The organism is Mesorhizobium sp. CO1-1-7 (genome assembly GCF_020164885.1).
Taxonomy (GTDB): Bacteria; Pseudomonadota; Alphaproteobacteria; order Rhizobiales; family Rhizobiaceae; genus Mesorhizobium; species Mesorhizobium australicum.
Genome location: NZ_JAIUHA010000003.1, coordinates 400,671 through 425,045 on the forward strand (window position 1 = coordinate 400,671; position 24,375 = coordinate 425,045).

General features: G+C 63.7%; 20 protein-coding genes. 10 read left to right on the plus strand and 10 right to left on the minus strand.

Annotated features, from left to right (window positions below; all coding sequences use genetic code 11):
• The first annotated feature begins 30 nt into the window (after nt 1-30).
• From LB516_RS08560 to LB516_RS08570, 3 genes are read left to right on the plus strand one after another with little or no spacing between them, the layout of a single operon-like run.
• Nucleotides 31-978, plus strand: a complete 948-nt coding sequence (locus LB516_RS08560) for an ABC transporter permease (protein WP_224719329.1) — start codon at nt 31-33, stop codon at nt 976-978.
• Nucleotides 975-1,844 carry an ABC transporter permease gene (locus LB516_RS08565; protein ID WP_140615978.1) on the plus strand — a complete coding sequence of 290 codons (870 nt, stop codon included), beginning with the start codon at nt 975-977 and terminating at the stop codon, nt 1,842-1,844. Before LB516_RS08560 ends, LB516_RS08565 begins: the two co-directional genes overlap by 4 nt.
• A complete protein-coding gene (locus tag LB516_RS08570) occupies nt 1,841-3,463 on the plus strand; it encodes an ABC transporter ATP-binding protein (protein WP_224523110.1) in 1,623 nt (540 codons plus the stop codon). The genes LB516_RS08565 and LB516_RS08570 overlap by 4 nt, the downstream gene beginning before the upstream one ends.
• Nucleotides 3,464-3,479: 16 nt before the next feature.
• Here LB516_RS08570 and LB516_RS08575 read toward each other — a convergent pair whose 3' ends face one another.
• On the minus strand, nt 3,480-3,911 hold the full coding sequence (locus LB516_RS08575; RefSeq protein ID WP_015317458.1) for a TerB family tellurite resistance protein: 432 nt from the start codon (nt 3,909-3,911) through the stop codon (nt 3,480-3,482).
• A 114-nt stretch (nt 3,912-4,025) separates the two neighbouring features.
• Here LB516_RS08575 and LB516_RS08580 point away from each other — a divergent pair, with 114 nt between their 5' ends.
• A complete protein-coding gene (locus tag LB516_RS08580; protein ID WP_140724190.1) occupies nt 4,026-4,811 on the plus strand; it encodes a TSUP family transporter in 786 nt (261 codons plus the stop codon).
• A gap of 51 nt (nt 4,812-4,862) precedes the next feature.
• Nucleotides 4,863-5,033: a hypothetical protein gene (locus LB516_RS08585; protein WP_023769888.1), complete on the plus strand. Its 171-nt coding sequence runs from the start codon at nt 4,863-4,865 to the stop codon at nt 5,031-5,033.
• Between the two features lie 167 nt (nt 5,034-5,200).
• On the opposite strand, the gene LB516_RS08590 is transcribed toward LB516_RS08585, so the two are convergent.
• Both LB516_RS08590 and LB516_RS08595 read right to left on the minus strand, forming a co-directional pair.
• A complete protein-coding gene (locus LB516_RS08590; RefSeq protein ID WP_224719330.1) occupies nt 5,201-6,676 on the minus strand; it encodes a cobyric acid synthase in 1,476 nt (491 codons plus the stop codon).
• The gene (locus LB516_RS08595; RefSeq protein ID WP_224719331.1) at nt 6,676-7,290 is read right to left on the minus strand and encodes a dimethylsulfonioproprionate lyase family protein; all 615 of its coding nucleotides are present in this window, start codon (nt 7,288-7,290) and stop codon (nt 6,676-6,678) included. The genes LB516_RS08590 and LB516_RS08595 overlap by 1 nt, the downstream gene beginning before the upstream one ends.
• Before the next feature lie 144 nt (nt 7,291-7,434).
• Between LB516_RS08595 and LB516_RS08600 the strand changes: the two genes are divergently transcribed.
• Entirely contained in the window at nt 7,435-8,601 is a 1,167-nt protein-coding gene (locus tag LB516_RS08600; protein ID WP_224719332.1) for an isobutyryl-CoA dehydrogenase, read from the plus strand.
• 26 nt (nt 8,602-8,627) lie between these two features.
• Nucleotides 8,628-9,512, plus strand: coding sequence for a 3-hydroxyisobutyrate dehydrogenase (gene mmsB / locus LB516_RS08605; RefSeq protein WP_015317452.1), 885 nt, complete (start codon nt 8,628-8,630; stop codon nt 9,510-9,512).
• 281 nt (nt 9,513-9,793) lie between these two features.
• On the opposite strand, the gene LB516_RS08610 is transcribed toward mmsB, so the two are convergent.
• From LB516_RS08610 to LB516_RS08640, 7 genes are all read right to left on the minus strand, one after another.
• Nucleotides 9,794-10,438, minus strand: a complete 645-nt coding sequence (locus LB516_RS08610; protein ID WP_015317451.1) for a cytochrome c oxidase assembly factor Coa1 family protein — start codon at nt 10,436-10,438, stop codon at nt 9,794-9,796.
• Between the two features lie 81 nt (nt 10,439-10,519).
• On the minus strand, nt 10,520-10,885 hold the full coding sequence (locus LB516_RS08615; protein WP_015317450.1) for a hypothetical protein: 366 nt from the start codon (nt 10,883-10,885) through the stop codon (nt 10,520-10,522).
• 134 nt (nt 10,886-11,019) lie between these two features.
• Entirely contained in the window at nt 11,020-12,399 is a 1,380-nt protein-coding gene (locus tag LB516_RS08620) for an aspartate aminotransferase family protein (protein WP_224719333.1), read from the minus strand.
• 244 nt (nt 12,400-12,643) lie between these two features.
• Entirely contained in the window at nt 12,644-14,713 is a 2,070-nt protein-coding gene (locus tag LB516_RS08625) for a prolyl oligopeptidase family serine peptidase (protein ID WP_224719334.1), read from the minus strand.
• A gap of 98 nt (nt 14,714-14,811) precedes the next feature.
• A complete protein-coding gene (locus LB516_RS08630) occupies nt 14,812-15,972 on the minus strand; it encodes an MFS transporter (protein WP_015317447.1) in 1,161 nt (386 codons plus the stop codon).
• A 96-nt stretch (nt 15,973-16,068) separates the two neighbouring features.
• The gene (locus LB516_RS08635; RefSeq protein WP_015317446.1) at nt 16,069-17,244 is read right to left on the minus strand and encodes an MFS transporter; all 1,176 of its coding nucleotides are present in this window, start codon (nt 17,242-17,244) and stop codon (nt 16,069-16,071) included.
• A gap of 164 nt (nt 17,245-17,408) precedes the next feature.
• On the minus strand, nt 17,409-19,316 hold the full coding sequence (locus LB516_RS08640; RefSeq protein WP_224719335.1) for a phospholipase D-like domain-containing protein: 1,908 nt from the start codon (nt 19,314-19,316) through the stop codon (nt 17,409-17,411).
• A gap of 259 nt (nt 19,317-19,575) precedes the next feature.
• Between LB516_RS08640 and LB516_RS08645 the strand changes: the two genes are divergently transcribed.
• The 3 genes from LB516_RS08645 to LB516_RS08655 all read left to right on the plus strand — a co-directional run bounded on the left by LB516_RS08645 (nt 19,576) and on the right by LB516_RS08655 (nt 24,373).
• Nucleotides 19,576-21,153 carry a trimethylamine methyltransferase family protein gene (locus LB516_RS08645; protein WP_015317444.1) on the plus strand — a complete coding sequence of 526 codons (1,578 nt, stop codon included), beginning with the start codon at nt 19,576-19,578 and terminating at the stop codon, nt 21,151-21,153.
• A 167-nt stretch (nt 21,154-21,320) separates the two neighbouring features.
• Nucleotides 21,321-21,806: an endonuclease domain-containing protein gene (locus LB516_RS08650; protein ID WP_140723883.1), complete on the plus strand. Its 486-nt coding sequence runs from the start codon at nt 21,321-21,323 to the stop codon at nt 21,804-21,806.
• Nucleotides 21,803-24,373 carry an FAD-dependent oxidoreductase gene (locus LB516_RS08655; protein WP_224719336.1) on the plus strand — a complete coding sequence of 857 codons (2,571 nt, stop codon included), beginning with the start codon at nt 21,803-21,805 and terminating at the stop codon, nt 24,371-24,373. The genes LB516_RS08650 and LB516_RS08655 overlap by 4 nt, the downstream gene beginning before the upstream one ends.
• Nucleotides 24,374-24,375 lie beyond the last annotated feature (2 nt).

Genomic DNA, 24,375 nt, shown 5'->3' on the forward strand with positions numbered 1-24,375 from the left:
CGTGGTGCGCGCGCCACTCCCTCGCCTTCCATGAGCGCCTACCTCCTCAAGCGCCTCGCCGTCGCTTTAGCCACGCTGGTGCTTGCCTCGATGGTGGTGTTCGCCGTGCTGGAGATCCTCCCCGGCGATCCGGCGCGGCTGATGCTGGGCATGAACGCCAGTGCCGACCAAGTGGAACTCTTGCGCAACCAGATGGGCCTCAACGCGCCGATCGTACTGCGCTATCTGCACTGGGCCGGCGGCTTGCTCACCCTCGATTTCGGCCGCTCCTATACCTACTCGGTCCCGGTCATCGATCTCGTGCGTGAACGGCTGGCCGTCTCGCTGCCGCTGGCGCTGATCGCGCTCGCGCTCTCCACCTTGATCGCCATTCCGGTCGGCCTGTTTTCGGCCAGCCGGCGCGGACGGGCCGGCGATACGATTTCAATGGGCGTCGCGCAGCTTGGCGTTGCCGTGCCCAATTTCTGGTTCGCGCTGATGCTGATCTATGTCTTCGCCGTCTGGCTGCGTCTGGTCCCGGCCGGTGGTTTTCCTGGTTGGGGCGCCGCCGCCTGGCCGGCACTGAAATCGCTGCTGTTGCCGGCGGTGGCGCTTGCCTTGCCGCAAGCGGCGATCCTGGCGCGCGTCACCCGCTCGGCGCTGATCGAGGTGCTCAACGAGGATTACATCCGCACCGCCCGCGCCAAGGGCCTGCCCTATCGAGCCGTGCTGTGGCGGCACGCGCTACGCAACGCCATGATCCCGGTGCTGACCATCCTTGGCCTGCAGTTCGCCTTCCTGCTCGCCGGCACCATCATCATCGAAAATGTCTTCTATTTGCCCGGACTTGGCCGGCTGGTGTTCCAGGCGATCACCCAGCGCGACCTGATCGTCGTCGAGAGCGTCGTCATGCTGCTGGTCGCCGCCGTCATTGCCGTCAACCTCGTCGTCGACCTTTCCTATGCGGTGGTCGATCCCCGCCTGAGGACCCGGCAATGACGCTGCGCATCGACATCCCCGACGAGACGTTCCGCGGCATCCTGGCCAAGGCGTTTGGGAACACCGCTTTCGTTACCGGTTTCGTCATCACCGTGCTGATCCTGGCGATGGCTGTCGTCTCCTATGTCTGGACACCCTTCGATGTGACGAGGCTCGTCATAGCGGACAAGACGCAAGGTCCCTCGCTGGCGCACTGGTTCGGCACCGACCATTTCGGCCGCGATATCCTGTCGATGATCATGGTTGGCGCCCGCAACTCGATCGCCGTGGCGCTGGTCGCCGTCGGGATCGGCATGGGTGTCGGCGTGCCGCTTGGCGCCTTCGCCGCCGCGCGCGGCGGCCTCGCCGACGAGGCGCTGATGCGCATCAACGACCTCGTCTTCGCGTTCCCCGCGCTGCTGTCGGCCATCATGATAACAGCCATCTTCGGGCCGGGCGCCGTCAACGCGATCATAGCCATCGGTATCTTCAACATTCCGGTGTTCGCCCGCGTCGCCCGCGCCGGCGCGCTGGCCGTCTGGCCGCGCGAATTCATCCTCGCCGCGCGCGCCGCCGGCAAGAGCAGCACGCAGATATCGATCGAACACGTGCTGCCCAACATCGCCACGCTGCTCCTCGTGCAGGGCACAATCCAGTTCGCGCTGGGCATCCTGGCCGAAGCTGGGCTTTCCTATCTCGGCCTCGGCGCTCAGCCCCCAATGCCGAGTTGGGGCCGCATGCTGTTCGACGCCCAGACGCGCATGGTGGTGGCGCCGTGGATGGCGATCTTCCCCGGCATGGCGATCGTCGTCACCGTGCTCGGCCTGAATCTTCTGGGCGACGGCATCGCCGACATTCTCGACCCGAAGTCGCGGCGGCAGCGATGAGCCTGCTCGAAGTCGATAATCTGTCGCTGGTCATCGGCGACACACAGATCCTGAAAGATATGGAGCTCTCCGTCGCGCCCGGCGAAGTGATGGGGCTGGTCGGCGAATCCGGCTCCGGCAAATCGATGATCGCGCTGACGGTGATGCGGCTCCTGCCCCATGCCGCACGCGCCACCGGGCGCATCACATTCGACGGCATCGATATTCTCGGCGCGACCGAGGACCAGATGTGTGCCTTGCGCGGCGACGACATCGGCATGGTTTTCCAGGAGCCGATGACGGCGCTCAATCCGGTCAAGACGATCGGCGAACAAGTCGCCGAAGGCATACGCTGGCACACCAGGGCAAGCCGTGCCGACGCCGAGGAGCGGGCGCGAAAAATGCTCGACCGCGTCGGCCTGCCCGAAGCGAAATTCCCGCTGTCGCGCTATCCGCACGAATTGTCGGGCGGCCAGCGCCAGCGCGTCGTCATCGCCATCGCCTGCGCGCTGAAGCCGAAGCTGCTGATCGCCGACGAGCCGACGACGGCGCTCGACGTGGTGCTGCAGGCACAGATCCTCGACCTCCTGCGCGATCTCGTGGCGGAGAACCGCATGGGTCTGCTGCTGGTCTCGCATGATCTCGCTGTCGTAACAGAGATGGCCGACCGCATCACCATCCTGCGCCATGGCGAGGTGATGGACGCCGGCGACACGGCGCGTACGCTCTCGGAACAGTTCCACCCCTATACGCGCCAGCTGGCACAGGCCTCGATGCATGTTCCGGCGCGCGCCAAGCCTCATCGTGTCGGGATGGACCAACCCTTGCTGCAGGTTGAGGGCGTCAGCCGCGACTACCCCGGCCGCCGCATCTCACTGTTCAGGCGCGCGCCCGACATACGTGCGGTCGACGATGTCTCCCTGTCGATGGCGCCGGGCCAGTCGGTGGCGCTGGTCGGCCGCTCCGGCTGCGGCAAGTCGACCCTTGCCCGCATGATCCTGGCGTTGGACCGGCCGAGTTCGGGCGTGATCCGCTTTCGCGGCGAACCCATCACCGGCAGGAGCGAGGCCGAGCTGAAGCCGGCCAGGCGCGATATGCAGGTTGTCTTCCAGGACCCCTACGGCTCCTTCGATCCGCGCCAGAAGGTCGAAAAACTGGTCGCCGAACCCCTGCATGTCCTGGAGAAAAAACCGACGCGCGCCGAGCGCCGCGAGATGGTGGCGCATGCGCTGCACGAGGTCGGCCTCGACCAACGCGACATGCACAAATATCCGCACGAATTTTCCGGCGGCCAGCGCCAACGCCTGTCGATCGCCCGCGCCATCATCACGCGCCCCAAGCTTGTCGTCGCCGACGAGCCGGTCTCGGCACTCGATGTCTCGATCCGTGCACAGATCCTGGACCTCTTCGCCGGACTCAACCAGAAACTCGGCATCGCCTATCTCTTCATCACCCATGACCTGGCCGTCGCCCGCGCCATCACGGATGAGGTGCTTGTCATGCATGACGGCAAGATCGTCGAGCGCGGCAGGACGAGCGAACTGCTCGATCAGCCACAATCAGAGGCGGCCAAGGCGCTTGTCGCTGCGGCGCCGGATCTGCGCCGGGCGATCGCGAAACGGATGCAGGAACAAGGGTGAGTTGCCGATCCGCCCGCTACTCTTCCGGCTTCACCACATCGACCGGGCTGATGTCGAGCAAATCGAGCGTGCGGCGCAACAGGCGCACCTCGGTCTCGGCCAGTTGCGAATCCGCCTTGGCGATTTCCGCCATGTGCTGCGCCAATTGCTTGCGCCGCCCGACGTCGAGGTCGCGAAACAGCGCGATCGCCTGCGAGCCGTTGGTCTCGTAGCCGAATTCGTTGAGATATTCGATGACCGCGTCGATGCTGGTTTCCGGAATGCCGAAAGCATCCTTGCAGATGCGCCGGAAGGCGATCATCTCGCTCTCGCTCACCGTGCCATCGGCCAGGATCATCCGGAACAGCATCAGCAGTTCCGCCGACAGGACGGGATCGTCCGCGACCTTGCGCACGCCCGGGTCGCCGTCGAAGATCGAGCGTATCTGGTCCAGCAATGCGAATGCCATGAACGGCCCCTTTCCGATTCCTCGTCAACAGAATTAGCGCGGAATCGGCCTTGCGCAAACGGGGTGGCCGTGGTCGAACGCGCGCTGCAGCCGACGGACATCTCGACATATCAGATGATCGACCTCACCGCCCAGACCATCGCCATGCTCGCTTTCGCCGCCTTTGCCGCGGGCTTTGTCGATTCGATTGCCGGCGGCGGCGGGCTGATCACCATTCCGGCGCTGCTGCTCGCCGGTTTTTCGCCGGTCGAGGCGCTTGGAACCAACAAGCTGCAAGGCATGTTCGGCTCCGGGTCGGCGACGATCCACTACGCCTCGAAAGGCCATGTCGACCTGCGCCGGCAGTTGCCATCGGCGCTGCTTGCCCTCGCCGGCGGCGCCATCGGCGCACTGCTGGCCACGGTCGTGCCCGGCGACCTGTTACGCGCGGCCCTGCCGCTGGTGCTGATTGCCATTGCGCTCTACTTCGCGCTCAAGCCCAACATGAACGATGTCGACCGGGCCGAGCGCCTGTCGCCCTTCCTGTTCGGCGTGACCGTGGTGCCGGCCATCGGCTTCTATGACGGCGTATTCGGGCCGGGCGCCGGTTCCTTCTACATGCTGGCCTTCGTGACGCTCGCCGGCTACGGCGTGCTCAAGGCAACGGCGCACACCAAACTGCTCAATTTCGCCTCCAACATCGGCGGCTTCATCATCTTTGCCGCTGTAGGCGTCATCTCATGGAAGATTGGCCTGATGATGGGCGTCGCCCAGTTCCTCGGCGCCCGCGTTGGCGCGAGCTTGGCCATGCGTATCGGCGCCAAGCTGATCAAGCCGCTGCTGGTCATCGTCTGCGTGGCTCTGGCGGTGAAGCTGCTGGCCGATCCGGCCAACCCGTTGCGTGTCATGATTGGTCTGTGATCACGCGCCTGTTACAGTGCTGATGTTCGAATCATGTTGGAGGAGCCAGACATGAATCTCAGCGCGCCTACCCAGATTGTTTTCATCATCTCCGTTGTCATCGCCATCATCGGCATTCTTGCCGCGCTTGGCGTCCTCGCGTTCATTCCGATCGCATCGGTGTGGATTGTTCTTATCGCCTACATCGTGCTGGCCGCCGGCTGCCTGATGCGCGGCGCCTGACAAGTTTCCCTCGACAAGCGGGGACTGAGAGCGCCCGGCCAAGCCGGGCGTTTTTGATTCTAATGCGGGCTCTGCTAGATTCGCTTGGCGGAAGGATGGGCAATGCCAATCGAGATGTCTGGTCGTTCGGCACGTACTGGCCGAAGGCCAGCGAGAAGGCCCGACCTTCAACGCGCCAGCGAAAAAATCGCGTCGCAGTCGAGATGGGTCTCCAGCTCGGCCGCGACTTCGTCCAGCGCCCGCTCGACTTCGGCACGATAGTCGAGGCCACCGCCCTTGATGCCTAGGCTTTCGAGGAATTTCCCGCGAAAGCCGTCGGCGCCGAACAGGCCATGCATGTAAGTGCCGATCACCTTGCCGTCCGCCGAGATCGCGCCATCCTCGGCGCCATTGATGATCGCCGACGGGCGCCTGGTGTCCGGACCCGTGGTGCGGCCGAGGTGGATTTCGTAGCCTTCGAGCGGCAGATCGAACGGTACCGAGCGGGCGGTGACATTGCGCACAGTCTTTTCCGGCTCCATCACCGTCTCGACATCGAGCAGGCCGAGCCCCTCGGCTTCCGTGACGGAACCTTCGATGCCGTCGGGATCGCGTACCATGCGGCCGAGCATCTGGAACCCGCCGCAGATGCCGACGACATGGCCGCCGCGCTTGCGGTGCGCCGCAAGATCCCGATCCCAACCATTCTCGCGCAACTTCAGGAGATCGCCGATCGTCGACTTGGAGCCGGGAATGACCACCAGCCCGGCATCGGCCGGCAGCTTCTTTCCCGGCGGCACGAACACCACTTCGACCTGCGGTTCGGCCTTGAGCGGGTCGAGATCGTCGAAATTCGCAATGCGGCCAAGCATCGGCACCGCCACTTTGAGCGCGCGCGCCTCGCCGGATGCCAGCCGCTCCAGCACCACGGAATCTTCCGAGGGTAGCCGTGCCGCGGCCTTCAGCCACGGCACGACGCCGAAACAGCGCCAGTCGGTGAACTTCTCGATCGCCTTGATGCCGTCATCGAACAGCGAGACATCGCCCCGGAACTTGTTGATGAGATAGCCGACGATCATGCGCCGGTCTTCTTCCGGCAGGATCAGATGCGTGCCCGCGACCGAGGCGATGACGCCACCGCGATCGATGTCGCCGACCAGCACCACCGGCACATCGGCGCGCGTGGCAAAGCCCATATTGGCGATATCGCGGCTGCGGAGGTTGATTTCGGCCGGCGAGCCGGCGCCCTCCACGATGACGAGGTCGGCGCCCTCGCCGACCTTGCCCCAGGACTCCAGCACTGCATCCATCAGCCGGCCCTTCAGCGCCTGGTAGTCGCGCGCCCGCGCCTCGCCGAACACCTTGCCCTGGACGATGACCTGCGCGCCGACATCGGTCTGCGGCTTGAGCAGCACCGGGTTCATATGCACCGATGGCGGCACGCCGCAGGCGATCGCCTGCAGCCATTGCGCGCGGCCGATCTCGCCGCCACCATGGTTGTTGTCGCCGGGGATATCGGCGACGGCGGCGTTGTTCGACATGTTCTGCGGCTTGAATGGCCGCACCTTCAGGCCACGCTTTTTCGCGGCGCGGCAAAGGCCTGCGACCAGCACCGTCTTGCCGACATCCGACCCTGTGCCTTGCAGCATGATTGCCCTGGCCATCAGCCTCTGACCTGCGTCGCGGTGCCGGTGATCGTGGATTTTTGCGCCAACGGCCCGCCGCGCCAGATATAGAGCGCCAGCAGCGGCTCCTTGCCCGTTCGCATGGCATGGTTGACGTTGGAGGCATGGTGGACGACCTCGCCGGCCTCCCGCCTGCGAAAACCGCTTTCGCCCATGCGCCATTCCGTACCGCCGGTCAGCGGAATATAGATTTCCTCGGCGACGTGATGATGGTCGGGGTAGACGATCCCGGGTCCAAGAATCAGCAGCCCGGCGGCAGCCTCTTCGTTGACGAAGTGCCCACGCGTGCCGAAGATTTCCAGCCAGCCGTAATTGTCGATGAAGGCCCTGCCGAAATCAGCCTCGGTGTAGGTCTGTCCCCAATGCAGTTCGTTGCGCTGCTCGGCCAGCAATCGCACCAGCGGCCTCGCATCCGGCGGTGCCAGTCCGGCCCCGCGATCAAGATGGCGCAGGCAGCCAAGCGCATGCGGCTCCAACTTTCGGGCCGGCATGTCCCAACCTGTGCGTGCCACGGCGTCGCGCACCAGAGCGTCATCGACGGAAGCGAGATAGGCGTGGAACTTTTCCAGCAGCTTATCGAATTTTGTCGTCACATCTTGCTCCGGGCATGCATTGGTGCACAGCCGCTCCGCGATAGGTCGGGTTGCGCGGCGGCATCATTGGTCTAGATTGATGCGCGCGCAAAGCCAAAAACGACAGGCCAGCGGGCTAGCTGGCCAGCCTACAGGGAGCACGCCATGGACGCCGCGGTCGATGCGAGCACCAGCCAGTTCGAACTCAATGAGGAACAGCGTGCCATCCAGGAGATGGCGCGGGCCTTCGCCGCCGATCGCGTGGCGCCCAATGCGCTCGACTGGGACCGCAGGCGACATTTCCCCGCCGATGTGATTCGCGAGACGGGGCCGCTCGGCCTCGGCGGCATCTATGTCAGGGACGATGTCGGCGGTTCCGCGCTCGGCCGGCTCGACGCCGTACTGATCTTCGAGGCGCTGTCGCACGCCGACCCGGCCTTTTCCTCCTTCATCTCGATCCACAACATGGTGGCCTCGATGATCGACCGGTTCGGCAATGATGAGCAGCGCCAGCGCTTCCTGCCGAAGCTCACCTCCATGGAATGGCTGGCGAGCTATTGCCTGACCGAGCCTGGCTCGGGTTCGGATGCGGCGGCGCTGAAGACGCGCGCGGTGAAAAGCGGCGGCGATTACATCCTCAACGGCGCCAAGCAGTTCATCTCCGGCGCCGGCGACAGCGATGTCTATGCCGTCATGGTGCGCACCGGCGCCGACGGCCCGAAAGGCATCTCCACCATCGTCGTGCCCAAGGATGCGCCCGGCCTCTCCTTCGGCGCCAATGAGCACAAGATGGGCTGGCACATGCAATCGACCCGCCAGGTCATCTTCGAGGACTGCAAGGTGCCGGCGGAGAACCTCTTGTCGGGCGAAGGCGCCGGCTTCGGCATCGCCATGGCCGGGCTCGACGGCGGCCGGCTGAACATCGCCGCCTGTTCGCTGGGCGGCGCCCAGTCGGCGCTCGACAAGGCGCTGTCCTATACCGCCGAGCGCAAGGCATTCGGCTCGAAGATCAACCAGTTCCAGGCGCTGCAGTTCAGGCTGGCCGACATGGAGACAGAGTTGCAGGCGGCGCGCATCTTTCTCTATGCGGCGGCCTCCAAACTCGACCGCAAGGCGCCGGACGCCGGCAAATGGTCGGCAATGGCCAAGCGCTTCGTCACCGACACCGGCTTCAACGTCGCCAACGACGCGCTGCAACTGCTGGGCGGCTACGGCTACCTGCATGATTACGGCATCGAGAAGCTGGTGCGCGATCTCAGGGTGCACCAGATCCTCGAAGGCACCAACGAAATCATGCGCGTCATCATCGCGCGCGCCCTGATCGGCCGCTGACGCCAGCAAACTCCGGGAGAGAGACTATGACGACGATCGCCTTCATCGGCCTCGGCAATATGGGCAATCCGATGGCCGCAAACCTGGTCAAGGCTGGGCATGCCGTGCACGGTTTCGACCTGATGCCGGAAAACCTCGCGGTCGCGCGCGAACATGGCGTCGTCGTTATGGCCAATGCGCTCGCGGCGGTGAAGGATGCCGACGTGGTCATCACCATGCTGCCGGCCGGCAAGCACGTGCTGTCGGTCTATGGGGACATTGCTCCCAAGGCCAGGAACGGCGCGCTGTTCATCGATTCCTCGACGATCGACGTCGAATCGGCGCGCAAGGCGCATACGATTGCAGCAAAGCACGGCCTGCTGTCCATCGACGCGCCGGTTTCGGGCGGCACCGGTGGTGCCACGGCCGGTACATTGACCTTCATGGCTGGGGGAGCCGACGATGCTTTCTCGGCCGCCGAGCCGATCCTGAAGCCGATGGCCGGCCGCATCGTCCATTGCGGCGGTGACGGCGCCGGACAGGCGGCGAAGATCTGCAACAACATGATCCTCGGCATTTCGATGATCGGCGTCGCCGAGGCGTTCGTGCTGGCGGAAAAACTCGGCCTGTCGCATCAGGCGCTGTTCGACGTCGCCTCGACCTCGTCGGGCCAGTGCTGGTCGCTGACCACCTATTGCCCCGTGCCTGGCCCGGTTCCCACTTCGCCCGCCAACAGGGATTACAAGCCCGGATTTGCGGCGGCTCTTATGCTGAAAGACCTGAAATTGTCGCAGGAAGCAGCGCTTGGCGCGGGCGCGGTGACACCGCTTGGCGCAGAAGCGGCGCAGCTCTATGCCCTTTTCAACGCCCAGGGCCATGGCGGCGCCGATTTCTCCGGCATAATAAATTTTCTGCGCGGCAACTCGGCGTAAACAGCGGATTTAGTCTAGTTTTTTCGGGTTCTTCCAGACCAAGGCCGCAAATTTAGATTTGCTTAAGCTCTCGATAACTCCGCGGTAACGATGTCCCTGTAAAACAGATTGCGAGGCGGACATATCGCATCCGCCCGGCGCTCCGGATCAGGTCTCGCGTACCGGAGCCCGTAAGTTTCGCAAGTGTCTTGGTAGCGAAACGCCATGCGTATCTGGCAAAGCCGCGTTCCCGATGGGGCGCGGTTTTTGCATTTCCGGCCCCTTTATTACCGACGATCCGTCTATATTCCGATCGCCGCACCCGGGATCGGCACATGGTCTTCATTGGTCAGCACGATCGGTGCATCGACGCCGTCGACGCGGACCACGAGCAGGCGCGTGCTCCATGTGCCGGCATTGCGAACCAGATGGGAATATACGGTGCCCTTGCCCTTGGCGCCGTGGACGGGAATGCTGAACTGGGCGTCGCCCGCGCCATTTGCATTGACGTTGAGATGACCGCCGACCCAGAAATTGTCGGCCAAATCGTCGCCGATGGCGGCCTTGACCCGAACATCGGTGCGGACGGCGTCCATGGTCATGCGGTAGGCGTCGCTGCCTTTGAGCACGAAAGGGATGCTGCCGACCATCGTCGCACAACCGCCGATACTGACCACCCATACGGCAAGGCCGGCAATCGCCCAATTGCGCTGCGTCTTGCGGAACTGCTCGGCGTCGCGCCAAGCCCGGTTTTGCCAAGCCCAGCGGCTGCCGCGCGCGCCGAGCACGAAGATCATGATGAGGTTGACGACGGGGATCAGCGCCAGCAGCGCGATGAAGGTGCTGTTGCCGATGCCCCAAATCCAGTTGAGGAAGAAGGCGCCCCAGTTCCAGCGATCGAGTTCGGCTGGAATTTCAGCCGGTTGGTTGAGCGGTTGTCCGGCCATGTTGTTCCCCATCGGCGTGTATGCCGATTGGTTCTAGCGCAAGACTTCGACGATGCGCAAAAAAGTTCCGGGGCTTCCGCCTCAACCCTTTGTGGAAAGGCGGCGAAAATTTGCCCTCACCGCGCGGCCGGCCGGCTTCAGCGCTGCGCTGATCGACCGTTCGGCCGCGACGCCGTTGAACAGCGACGGCGTTCGACCCGAGAGAACCTCCGGCCAGAAACGTGACGCCGATTGCAGGAAAGACATTTGCGCCGCAAGCGCGCCCTCGGCCATGGCGACGGTCTTCTCGCTGACAGCCATTGCCGTCTCCGCGCTCCAGGGCTCGCCGCTTCGCGCCTCCATGGCCATCAGCGGCAGCCGCATCATCACCACCAGCGGCGCCAGCATCAGGTCCGCGCCAAGGCTGGCCGCCTCTTGCACGCGTCGGCTTTTGCCGGTCTTTCTCATGTGGGCAATCCCCTGTCGCGGCCGGATCGGCCGCCCCTTACATTACGCGCCGAAGGCGAAATTCGTTCCCGCTCATAGCGCATATTTCCGGGATTGGGCGTTTCTTCGCAAAAACGCCCAATCGAGGTTTGCTCCTATCGCTTGCGCAGGTCCGCCTGTGCCAGGTCGAGCGCCTTGCCGATGCGCTCGCAAGCCATGTCGATCGTATCGCGGGTCCAGATCAGCGGCGGCGACAGGATCATCGTGTCGCCGGTGGCGCGCAGCATCATGCCGTTGGCGATCGCGTGGTCGCGCACCGTCACCGCGGCACTCCCCGACGGCAGGAAGCGCTCCTTCGTCGCCTTGTCCTTGACGATCTCGATCGCGCCCATCAGGCCGATCGAGCGCACCTCGCCGACCAGATCATGCCCGGCAATACGCTCCTGCAACGCGCTAGCGAAATAAGGTCCGGTGTCGTTCCTGACACGGTCGACCAGCCCTTCCCTCTCGATGATCTCCAGGTTCTTCAAGGCCACGGCGCAAGCCACCGGGTGCCCCGAATAGGTGTAGCCATGGTTGAACTCGCCGCCCTTCTCGACCAGCGTCGAGGCAATGCGGTCGCCAACCAGCAGCGCCGAAAGAGGCTGATAGCCCGAGGTCAGCGCCTTGGCCGTGGTGATGGTGTCCGCCTCGATGCCGAAGGTCTGCGCCGCGAACCACTCACCTGTGCGGCCATAGCCGGTAATGACCTCGTCCAGCATCAAAAGCACATCGTATTTGCGGCAGATGCGCTGCACTTCGGGCCAGTAGCTCGTCGGCGGTATCTTGACGCCGCCAGCGCCCATCACCGGCTCGCCGATGAAGGCCGCGACCTTGTCGACGCCGGCCTCGAGGATGGCGTCCTCGACGGACTTTGCCGCGCGCAGGCCGAAATCGTGGTCGCTTTCGCCCGGCAGAGCCAGCTCGTAGGCATAGGGCATCATCACATGGACGATGTTGGGCACCGCACCGTTGAGCTGCTTGTGCATGGCATCCATGCCACCGAGCGAAGTGCCGGCAATGGTCGAGCCGTGATAGGCCATCTTGCGCGAGATGACGCGGTTCTTCTCCGGCTTACCCTCAAGCACCCAGTAATGGCGCACCAGGCGCAAGGCGGTGTCGTTGGCCTCCGAACCGGACGAGCCGTAAAACACCTGGTTCACGTTGCGTGGTGCGATCTCGGCCAGCTTCTTCGACAACAGCACCGGCGTCGGCGTGGAGCATCTGAAGAAGGAATTGTAGTAAGGCAGTTCCTTCATCTGTGCATAGGCGGCCTCGGCCAGCTCGTCGCGGCCGTAGCCGATATTGACGCACCACAGGCCGGCCATACCGTCCAGCAGTTCCGTCCCTTCGGAATCGTAGATGAACGGGCCATTGGCGCGGGTGATGACGCGGGCGCCTGCCTCACGCAGCTCCTTATGATCGGTGAAGGGATGCAGGTGATGCGCGGCGTCGATCTGCTGAAGCTGCTTCAGCGAATAATTCTGATAGGTCATTGATCTGGTCTTTCCTCTGAAATCATTCCGGCGGTGCCGGGGCGAATTCGTCAGAGGACGGCAGGCGGCGAATAGCCGATGCGGGCGCACAGCCGCAAAAGCTCGGCGCGCAGCGTGCGTGACGACGGTGTCACCGCGACCCGGAATGCGCGAGCTGATAGTCTAGCGAGAGCCATGAAGGTACCTTAGAGCAAAGGGCGGTCGAGGTGAACCACCCTTTGCTCAGGGGTGCCATGGAATGAGGTCAGGCTTTTCCGCCCAGTGCCCGCTGCAGGAAGACATACTTCATCGCCGTCTGCGCCGCCTGCGGCCGGCGGTCGCCGCGCCCGCCATGTCCGCCCTCGGTCTCCTCGAAGAACAGCGTCCTGCCGTGTCCTGCCTCCTGCAGGCGGGCCGCCATCTTGCGCGCATGGCCGGGATGGACCCGGTCGTCGGCGGTCGAGGTCGTCAAGAGCACCGGCGGATAGGCGGCATCGGCCTTGACATGTTGATAGGGCGAATAGGCGGAAAGCCACTTGGCGTCTTCCGGCTTCGACGGATCGCCATATTCGGCCATCCACGAAGCGCCCGGCGGCAATTCGGTGTAGCGCAGCATGTCGAGCAGCGGCACCTCGATGATGACGGCGCCGAAAAGCTCGGGATGCTGCGTCAGGGAAGCGCCGGTCAGCAGGCCGCCATTGGAGCCGCCTTGGATGCCGAGCGATTGAGCCGTGGCAATACCGCGCCTGACGACATCTTCGGCCACCGCCGAGAAGTCGTCGAAGCCGTTCTGGCGCTTGCCTTTCAGCGCCGCCTGGTGCCAGGCCGGTCCGAACTCGCCGCCGCCGCGAATGCAGGCCTGCACATAGGCATTGCCTTTCTCCAGCCACAGCCTGCCGCGCACGCCGGCATAGCCGGGCAACAGCGGCACTTCGAAACCGCCATAGCCGTAGAGTAATGTCGGTACCGGACCGTTCTGGTCGCGCCGCCTGACGACGAAATAAGGGATCATCGTGCCGTCCTTCGAGCGCGCCTCGAACTGCTCCGAGATCAGCGGCGAGGCATCGAAGCGGGCTGGCTGCGATTTCACGGTCGCCAGCGTCTCGCCATTGTCATCGGACCAGATGATCGAGCTTGGCGTCAGGAAATCGGTGAAGGAAAAGGAGACGGTGGAGCCGAAATGCTCGGCATGGCTGATGCCGACAGTGCCGTTTTCAGGCAGCACGAGGGGTTTCAGCGACCAGGCACCGCGCTCGCGCTCGCAGACGAGAACCTTGCCGCGCACATTGTCCATCAAGCTGATGAACAGGCGGTCCTGCGTTCTGGCGAGCCCGGCAATGGAAACCCGGTGCGCCGGCGCCAACAAGGTTTCGATGGCGCCAAAATCGCCGTTTTCGATCCAATGCGCGAAGTCGAAGGAGTAAAGCCCGTCCGGCTGGCATGCGGTGCCGTCCGGCGCCGTCCATGGTGTGCGCACCCCGAACACCAGTTGATCCCTAAAGAGCGAGGTGTCGGTGACGTCGTCGGGCAGCGGGATACGGCGGTTCTCGCCCGAAGGCAGCCGCAGGAAACTGTGCGATGCAAAGAAATTGAGTGTCCGCGCCAGAAACAGGTGACGCTTCTCGCCGTCGAACTCGACACCGGCGCCAACAGCAAGATCCTCGATCTCTCCCTCGAAGATCGGGGTCGCCTCTTCCAGCCTCGTGCCCCGCTTCCAGAGCTTGACCACACGCGGATATCCGGACTCTGTCTTGTCGGCCTCTTCGAAAGCGGCCGAGACGATGACCGTATCCTCGTCCAGCCAGCCGAAGCCCGATTTCGAGGCCGGCGCGTGAAAACCGTCTTCCACGAAGGACTTGGCCGCGATGTCGAACTCGCGCATCGCGCTGGCGTCACCGCCATCGGGCGACATCGAGACCAGGCAGCGGTTGAAATCGGGGTAGAGCCTGACGGCGCCGCCGAACACCCATTTTATCCCCTCCTTCGTAGCCAGTTGGTCGAAGTCGATGATCGTCTCCCAGTCGGGCTTGTCGGTCTTGTAGGAAGCGACCGTCGTGCGGCGCCACAGCCCGAGCGCATTGGTCTTGTCCTGCCAGAAATTGTAGACATGACCGGCGATCGCCGCGCCAACCGCGATATTGTCCTCGGCCGTCATCAGGTCGAGCGCCGTCTGGAACGACGCCTGATAGGATGGATCGCCCTGCAATTCCGCCACCGTGACCTCGTTCTGGCGATGCACCCAGTCGAGCGATTCCTTGCTTGTCCTGTCCTCCAGCCAGAGGAACGGATCGCCGGTCTTCTGAAAGGGCTGGGCTCTGGTTGTCGAAGCGGTCATGCAGGTCTCCGGGATTTTGAACGGCTTCGCCTACATTGCGTTGGCGGCGCTGACATTCAAGGTGCGATACGGCCTTTCGCGGCCCTTGCGGCGTTGCTTCACCGCACCCGCCGACGGATGATCGTCGCCAACGCAAGCGCGGCGCAGATCGCGCCGAGCGTCAGCGGCAGGCCGCTCGCACCGGTCACATCCATTATGCCGCCCGCTAGCGGCGGGACGACAATGCCGCCGACACCCCACATCAGGGAGAATGCCGCATTGCCGGCAACCAGCGCCGAACCGGTGAAGCGCTCGCCAAGTTCGATGATGGACATCGTGTAGATGCCGTAGGACACAGCTCCCCAGACGAAGACGCAAGGCCAGATCAGCGGCGTTTCGATCAGCATCGGCAAAAGCACGCAGCCAAACAGCGTCAGCAGGACGCAGATGAAGCGCACGAAACGGGCCGTCAGCCGCTCGGCCAGCAGGCCAAGCGGAACCTGCATGGCGATGTTGCCGGCGATCATGACCGATAGCAGCGCCGACATGCGAGCCTCCGCGATGCCATAATGCGTGCCGTAGACGGGCAGCAGCGCCAGCACCGCCTGCTCGAAGCCCGCGGCTACGACCACCGCCGACAGAAGCAGCCAGGCGAGCGGCATGAAACCCATCACCGAAACCTGATGCCCGGCCTCGTCTACTCTGGGCAGCCGTGGCAGAACCGACGCCAGGCAGATGCCGCAGAGCACGAAGGCGCCAATGCCGACAAGGAACGGCGGCCAGCCTTCTGTGCCAACGGCGAGCAGACAAAGCGGACCGGTCGCGAAGCCGGCGGAAATGATCGTCGAATAGAGGCCCATGATGCGGCCGCGCCGGGCCGGCGGCGCCAGCGCGATTACCCAGATTTCGCTGAGCACATAGAGCGGGTTGGTCACGACGCCGATCAGCAAGCGCAGCGGAAACCAGAGATAGACGTTCTGCGTCCAGCCGATCAGCGCCAGCACGACAGCCGAAAGCGCCGCGCAAGTCAGAGCCGTGCGCCCTGCTCCGAACCGCCTCGCCAGCGCTGGAATAATTGGCGACGAGACGATGAACCCGATCGGCGTCATCGCCGCCGACAGGCCGATCATCGCGGGCGAGACACCCTGGCGCTGCAGGATGAAGCTCAGCAGCGGATAGGACAGGCCCTGCGCGATGGCGAAAACGGACACGGTCGCGATCACACCGGTGATCGCTGCCCATTGCATCGTCTCGTCGCTTCTCGTATCCACCAGGTCCATGATCCATAACGCTGTCGCGGTTGCAGACTTAGCGGTTCGGCCCGGCGGCGGTAAGCCCCGCGGCCCGGACGGATGCCCGGCTCCAGCCAGACCCTGTCAGGACCCTCCGCGGTTGGCCGATCTATAAAGCGCGAACGCGACCAGCAAAGCGTCGAGGCCAATGATCACGGTTGGCAAACCCACCGGCCCGATCGCCTGCATCAGCAGGCCCGCGCCCGGCGGACCAACGATACCGCCGACACCCCATAGCAAGGCGAACGCCGCATTGCCGGTGACCAGCAGCGAACCCCTGAAGCGGCTGCCGAGTTCGACCAGCGCCATCGTATAGACACCGTAGCCCACCGCGCCCATCACCAGAAGCACGCCCCAGATCAGCGGTGTGGTAATCAGCAGCGGGAGCAGAACAGCGCAAACGGTCGTCGCCACCGCGCAGGCCAGGATCATCGGTCGGCCACCGAAGCGTTCGGCGAGCAGGCCGAGCGGGATCTGCAGAAGGATGTTGCCCAGCGACAGCGACATCACCAGCGCGGCGAGCACCGCCTCCGGCAAGCCATAGCCGGCCCCAAACACGGGAACCAGGGCATAGGTGCTTTGCTGGACGGCGGCCGAGACCAGCACCGCCAGCAGCAGCGCCGGCGCCAACCGGGCAAAACCGACAAAGCTGCCGGCAGGCTGGCCGTCATCTTCGAAACCGGCGAGCTTCGAGGAGACAAGGCGCAAAATGACGGCGCAAAGCACAAACCCGCCAATGCCGACACTGAAAGGTGCCCAGCCCTCGATACCGACCAGAGTGAGCGTAAAGGGGCCGGCGGCATAGCCGGCGCCCATCAGTGTGTTGAACACGCCCATCACTCGCCCGCGCCGCGACGGCGGCGCCAGCGACAGCGCCCAGACTTCGCCCAGCACATAGAGCGGGTTGATGACGATGCCGATGATGAATCGGATGACGTACCAGGCAACCCAGTCTTGCAGACAGAAGATGGCCAGGAAGCACATCGCCCCAATCAGCGAGCAGCCAACCGCCAGGTTTCGCGCCCCGACCAGCCGCACGGCAGCCGGCACGAAAGAGGCCGAAAGAATCAGGCCAACCGGCATCATCGCCGCCGACAAGCCGATCAGGGCGGGCGACATGCCTTGCTTCTGCATCAGGAGCGTGAACAGCGGCGAGCTCAACCCTTGCGCCGCTCCGAACATGGCTAATGCGGCGGTGACGCCCGCGAGCGCCGCCCATTGCGTTCCCGCTTCGCCTTCGCTCGAGCCGGTCGCGACCATGCCGTCATCCATGTCAATGCGGCCATCGGCCAGCAAGCACGACTAGCTACTGGTTCGACCAGAGGAAAGGAAGAGCCGAACCGGAGATCCGCTTGCACCAAGGAAATCGACCGACCGGCCGACGCCAATCGGTCCCGAATGAACTTGGATGCAGAACGCGACGGCTACGGGAAGTAGCGGGCGATTGCGCCTTTCTTGCCGTCCGCATAGGGCTTCAGCCACTTGTCGTCGATGGCAATCCCGTCAGCGTCGGAAGGCCCCTTGCCGATCGTCCTGCGCCAGGCCCGGAACTTGTAGTGGTCGAAGACGTCGAGCATGTGCACGGCATAGGCCGCGGCAAAGGTCTTGTCGCCTTCCACGATGACCAAATTCTCGTCGTTTTCGTAGGACGCCTTGTAACCGAGGTTATGGCTGCCGGTAATGACGGTGGCGTTGTCCTCCATCGGATCGATGATAACAATCTTGTCGTGCACGATCGCGTGGCCGACGGTGAGCACTTCGGCCTGGAAATCCGTCGCGATCGTGGCCCCGGTCAGGTTCGCCGCCCGTACAATGGAGACATTCGGGGCCTCCCAGACCTTCTCCGGATAAACAAAGGGCGACTTGCCGTCCTTGTTCGACTTGTGGGTGACCGGATCCTTGGTGGGAGCGACATAGTTGGGCATGGCCGTTTCGTCGCTGATCGCGCCCTGCACGATGAGGTTCGGATCGGCTTTCGCCGCCGCAACCGCTTGGTCTACGATCGAATTTTCGCCGAGCAGCGAAGGGTTGAACACCAGGAACAGTACGGCCCGCTTCGCCGCTTTGATGCGGGCAAAGACGTCCTGGAGGTCGACCGGACGTACCGAAATGTCCTTCTTGTTGCGGTTCGGGTCGTTGGGCGAAAACCACACCGTCATGCCGTCCAACACCGCCGAGGCGCCGTTGAGCGGGTTTGGCATGTGGTTCTCCTTGCGGAACGGCACGCCCTGCGTCTGCGCGACGTGGCCGGCAGCACTTTCCGAAGCCGGTGGCGGAAACCCATCGGCTTTCATGCGTTCCCAATAGCCGTCGAACACCTCCGCCATCGCCGGATCGTCGCGGACAAAAGCGTTGTTGGACTGGCCGCATATGCCGGTCGACGTCCAGTTGGTACTGCCGGTCATGACCGCTTGCGGGTTGCCCTGGATGTCGCGGTAGACGGCGAACTTGTTGTGGCCGATATGGTTGTTGTTGAACAGGCGGTCCGTCACCACGACGCCCGCATCGTGCAAACGCTTCCTGTAGGGTGCGTTGCCGGCATCCCAGGCCTTGGTCTGGTCATCCCTGCCCGAATTGGAGAGGATGACTTCGACTACATCCCTGGCCGCGATGATGGCGTCGCACAATTCGTCGTCGCCGAGCTCATAGAGCGCAAGCCTGACCGTACCGCCTTCGGCCTTGGCCCGTTTCAACAGGCTGGTCAGCACGTCAGGCACGTCGCCATGCAGATAGGCGCGGATCTTGCTGGTCGGGTCTTGCAGCACCGCCCTGATCTTGTCGCGCTGGCCGACCTTGATGCCGGCTTCCGCCAGCGCATGCGACATCCATTGCGTCGAAAGCACGCCGTTGGTGAAGGCAACGCGTGCCTTGCCGAACATTTGGCCCAGGAAGATTGGCGGACTGACCGCGCCCTGCCCAAGATAGCCAAGGGGCCGCGCCGGTCCGGTATAGGCGGGTTTGCCGTCGACGACCTGATCGGGGCGCACCGGCACGGGATCGAGGCCCGCCTTCATGTCGCCAACGGGACGCACGCGGTAGGCGATCATTTCGCCGTCCGGCCTGACGCCTATGCTGTCGCGGCGGCGCCTGACAGTCAGATCGCGCCAGAATGTCTTCTGCACCGGCCAGACACCGGTATCCTGAGGAATCCATCGGGGATTGCGCTGACCCTTGAAGGGCACCCAGGACGCAAGGCAACGCTCCTCGCCTGTATCGGGATAGAGGCGCACGATCTCGAAACCGAGGCAGCCTGGGATCATCCCGTCAAGATCCCAGGAAAGGAACGCGACTTCGTTGTTTGTCGCGGCACGCACTTTGACGACGTCAGGCATGGCGTCCCTCCAAAAACAGTTCAACGCGCAAGTATGTCAGAAGTAAAAGACGGTACTGTAACGCCTCTTTAAATCTGCACCATCCGACGGCCTCACTCAGACGCCTGCCGGCGCGCCGGCGTGGCCAGGGCGGAGTCGCGGCCACCTGGCTGCCGTTCCGGCATGTCGCTTCCCTCGCTCTAGTGGTCGCCGCCTCCGCAATGGCCGGAGGGGCGCCGGTCCATTATGCCGCCCGTTATCGCATCCTACGAGGACCATCATGACCGCCGCCCTACAACCCTCAGAACCGGCATTGGCGCCCGACCGTGCCCGCCGCGGCGGTCGCGCCGGCAAGCGCGCCGGTGGCTCGGCCGCGTTCGAGCAGCCGGCTTTCCGCCAACTGAAAAATCCGCTGACGCCGACCAAGCTGGTGTCCGAGGACGAGCTGGAATCGATCCACCTCGCCTCCTTGCGGGTGTTGCGCGAGATTGGCGTAGACGTCCTGCACGACGAAGCCCGCAGCATCATGAAGGCTCACGGCGCCGACGTACGCGAGGGCTCGGAGCGCGTGCGCTTCGACAGCGACATGATCCTGGAGCTGGTGTCGAACTGCCCGTCCGAATTCACCATCCATGCCCGCAACCCCGAGCACAATGTGCGCTTTGGCGGTGACAATCTGATCATCTCGATGATGGCCTCGGCGCCCAATTGCTCCGACATCGATCGTGGCCGCCGGCCCGGCAACCAGCAGGATTATCGCAATTTCCTGCGGCTGGCGCAGATGCACAACATCCTGAATTGCACGGGCGGCTATCCGGTCGAGCCGACTGACATCCACCCGTCGGTGCGCCATCTCGAATGCATCCGCGACCTCGCCACGCTGACCGACAAGGTGTTCCACATCTATTCGCTCGGCAAGGAGCGCAATGTCGACGGCATCGAGATCACCCGCATCGCGCGCGGCATCAGCCATGAGCAATTGCTCGCGGAACCGTCCGTCTTCACCATCATCAACACCAATTCGCCGCTCAAGCTCGACGTGCCGATGATGGAAGGCATCATCCAGATGTCGAGCAAGGGCCAGGTCGTCATCGTCACGCCCTTCACCCTCTCGGGCGCCATGGCGCCCGTCACCATCGCCGGCGCGCTGGTGCAGCAGAATGCCGAGGCGCTGTCCGGCATTGCCTTCGCCCAGATGGTCAGGAAGGGCGCGCCGGTCGGCTATGGCGGCTTCACCTCTAACGTCGACATGAAGTCCGGTTCGCCGGCCTTCGGCACGCCCGAATACATGAAGGCACAGCTCGTCGGGGGCCAGCTGGCCCGCCGCTACAACATCCCCTACCGCACCTCCAACACCTGCGCCGCCAACACCGTCGATGCGCAGGCAGCCTATGAAAGCGTGTTCTCGCTGTGGGGCGCCGTCCAGGGCGGCGGCAACCTGATGATGCATGCGGCCGGCTGGCTGGAAGGCGGCCTGCGCTGCTCCTACGAAAAGACCATTCTGGATATCGACCTGTTGCAGATGGTGGCCGAATTCCTGACCCCGCTTGACCTTTCCGATGAAGCGCTCGGCTTCGACGCCATCCAGTCGGTCGGCCCCGGCGGCCACTTCTTCGGCACCCAGCACACGCAGGACCGCTACAAGACCGCGTTTTATTCGCCCATCCTTTCGGACTGGCGCAATTTCGAGACCTGGGCGGAAGCCGGCTCGCCAACGGCAATGGAAAAGGCCAACAAGGTGTGGAAGGAGCGGCTGGCGTCCTATGACGAACCTTACATGGATCCCGCCATCCGTGAGGAGCTCAACGCCTTTGTTGCGAAGCGCACAGCCGAAGGCGGCGCGCCGACCGATTTTTGAGCGGCAGTGTTCGTTTTGATGAGCCGATCATTCGTATGGATTCGATGAATAGTCGACCCCCACTCCGTCGAGCTTCGCTCGACACCTCTCCCCCGATCGACGGGGGAGAGGAAAAGCGCGAGCCTAGCCCAGTTGGCTCCCTTCCTCTCCCTCCGGAGGGGGGAGAGGTGGCGCTGCGAAGCAGCGACGGAGTGGGGGAAGGCGCTCCTCAAACGCGCAGTCGCCGAAAAACAGGCACAACCCAAAGAGCCAGAAAACTCAGGCAAGGCGACAATCAAGCGGAAGCACTGCTTTGGCTCGAACTAAAAGCCCGCAAGCTTGGCGGCTACAAGTTCACGCGACAGTTCTCTATCGAACCCTACTACGCTGACTTCGCCTGCCGCGAAAAATGGCTTGTTGTCGAAGTCGACGGACACCAGCATGCGGACAGTCCCTATGACCGCCGCCGCGACGACTTCATGCGCGCTCAGGGCTATTCGATCCTGCGCCTTTGGAGCCATGACGTCGTGAAACATCGCACTTCCGTCTGTGAAACCATCCTTGCCGCGCTTGACGGCAAGCTGATCGAAAACATCGCTGTATCCGACCTCCGCTTTGTCTTCGTGTCCCATTCCTCCGATTCAATCTCTTCAAAAACGGACGTATCCTCATGAAATCCCATGCAAAAGCGGTTGTCATTGGCGGCGGCGTCGTCGGCTGCTCGGTGCTCTACCACCTGGCCAAGGCCGGCTGGACTGACATCATGCTGATCGAGCGCTCGGAGCTCACCTCCGGCTCGTCCTGGCATGCGGCCGGCGGCTTCCACACGCTGAACGGCGATCCGAACGTCGCCAAGCTGCAGGCCTATACGGTCCAGCTTTACAAGGAGATCGAGGAGATTTCGGGCCAGTCCTGCTCGCTGCACCTGACCGGCGGCGTGATGTTGGCCGATACGCCCGAGCGTATGGACTTCCTGCGCCTTGCCCACGCCAAAGGCCGCTATCTCGGCATGGACACCGAACTGATCACGCCGTCCGAGGCCAAGGCGATGTTCCCGCTGATGGACGAGACCAATTTCGTCGGCGCCATGTGGGATCCGGTCGAAGGCCATCTCGACCCCTCCGGCACCACCATTGCCTATTCCAAGGCGGCCAAAAAACTCGGCGCCGAAATCGTGCTGCGCAACCGCGTCGTCGACCTGACACAGCAGCCGGACGGCACCTGGAACGTCGTCACCGAACAAGGCACGGTTCACGCCGAACATGTCGTCAACTGCGGCGGCCTGTGGGCGCGCGAGATCGGCCGCATGGTCGGCGTCGAGCTGCCGGTGCTGGCCATGGAGCACATGTATCTCTTGACCGAGCCGATGCCGGAGGTCGAGGAGTTCAACAAGTCGACCGGCCGCGAAATGATCGGTGTGCTCGACTTCAAGGGCGAGATCTACACCCGCCAGGAGCGCAACGGCATCCTGCTCGGCACCTATGAAAAGGCCTGCAAGCCGTGGTCGCCGGTCAACACGCCGTGGGACTTCGGCCATGAACTGCTGCCGCCCGATCTCGACCGCATCGCGCCGTCGCTGGAAATCGGCTTCAAGCATTTCCCCGGCATCGAAAAGGCCGGCATCAAGCAGATCATCAACGGCCCCTTCACCTTCGCGCTCGACGGCAATCCGCTGGTCGGCCCGGTGCAGGGCCTGACCAATTTCTGGTGCGCCTGCGCCGTCATGGCCGGCTTCAGCCAGGGCGGCGGCGTCGGCCTGGCGTTGTCCAACTGGATGGTGCATGGCGATCCGGGCTTCGACGTCTGGGGCATGGATGTCGCCCGCTTCGGCGAATGGGCTGGGCTGCGCTACACCAACGCCAAGGTGCGCGAAAACTATTCGCGCCGCTTCTCGATCCGCTTCCCCAACGAGGAACTGCCGGCTGCCCGCCCGGCGCAGACGACGCCGCTCTACGACACCATGCTCGCCAACAATGCCGTGATGGGCGACTCTTGGGGTCTCGAAACCCCGCTCTGGTTCGCGCCTAAGGGCAGCGAGCCGAAAGACGTCGTCTCCTTCCACCGCTCCAACGACTTTGGACCGATCGGTGAGGAAGTGCGCGCCACGCGCGAGCGCGTCGGCGTCACCGAGATCGCCAACTTCGCCAAATACGAAGTGTCGGGGCCGGGCGCGGAAGAGTTCCTCAACCGGCTGATGACCAACCGCATGCCGAAGACCGGCCGCATCGTGCTGACACCGATGATCAACGAGTTCGGCAAGCTGATCGGCGACTTTACCATCGCCAAGGCCGGTGAAGACCGCTTCATGATCTGGGGCTCGTCGGCAGCGCAGAAATACCACATGCGCTGGTTCGAAAAGCACCTGCCCAAGGATGGTTCGGTGCGCATCCACCGTTTCGACCAGACACTGGTCGGCCTGTCGATCGCCGGCCCGAAATCGCGCGACCTCCTGCAGAAGCTGGTCGATGTCGACATCTCGACCAAGGCGTTCCGCTTCATGGATTTCCGCGAAATGGCGGTCGGCGGCGCGCCCTGCCTGGTCAACCGCATTACCTATACCGGTGACCTCGGCTACGAGATCTGGATGGCGCCAGCCTATGAGCGCCTTGTCTACAAGGCGATCAAGGACGCTGGCGAGGAATTCGGGATCGTCGATTTCGGCATGCGCGCCTTGCTGTCGATGCGCCTGGAAAAGAATTTCCCGACCTGGTTCCGCGAGTTGCGGCCGATCTACGGGCCGTTCGAAGGCTCCATGGACCGCTTCATCAAGCTCGAGAAGAACGACTTCATCGGCCGTGAAGCCGCCGCCAAGGAACAGGCGCAAGGGCCGAAGCTGCGTCGCGTCTCCTTCATCGTCGACGCCGCCGATGCCGACGTGATGGGCGACGAGCCGATCTGGGCCAAGGTCGACAAGGATTACGGCACGGTTGAAAAGCCGCATGGCTACGGCGCGCCGCGCTTCGACACGTCAGGCAAGGAAATACGTGGCTCGAAGGCCGCCGAAGGCGCGTCGGCCGTGCGCGGCATCGTCGACGGCGACTGGCGCGTGGTCGGCTGGGTGACATCGGGCGGCTATGCGCACTACGTGCAAAAGTCGATGGCGCAAGGCTATGTGCCGGCCGCCCTTGCCGAGGATGAAAGCGCGGGGCTGTTCGAGATCGAGATTCTTGGGTCTCGGCGTCCGGCCCGCATCAATGTCGAGGCACCCTTCGACCCAAGCGGCGAGAAGATGCGGACCTGAGG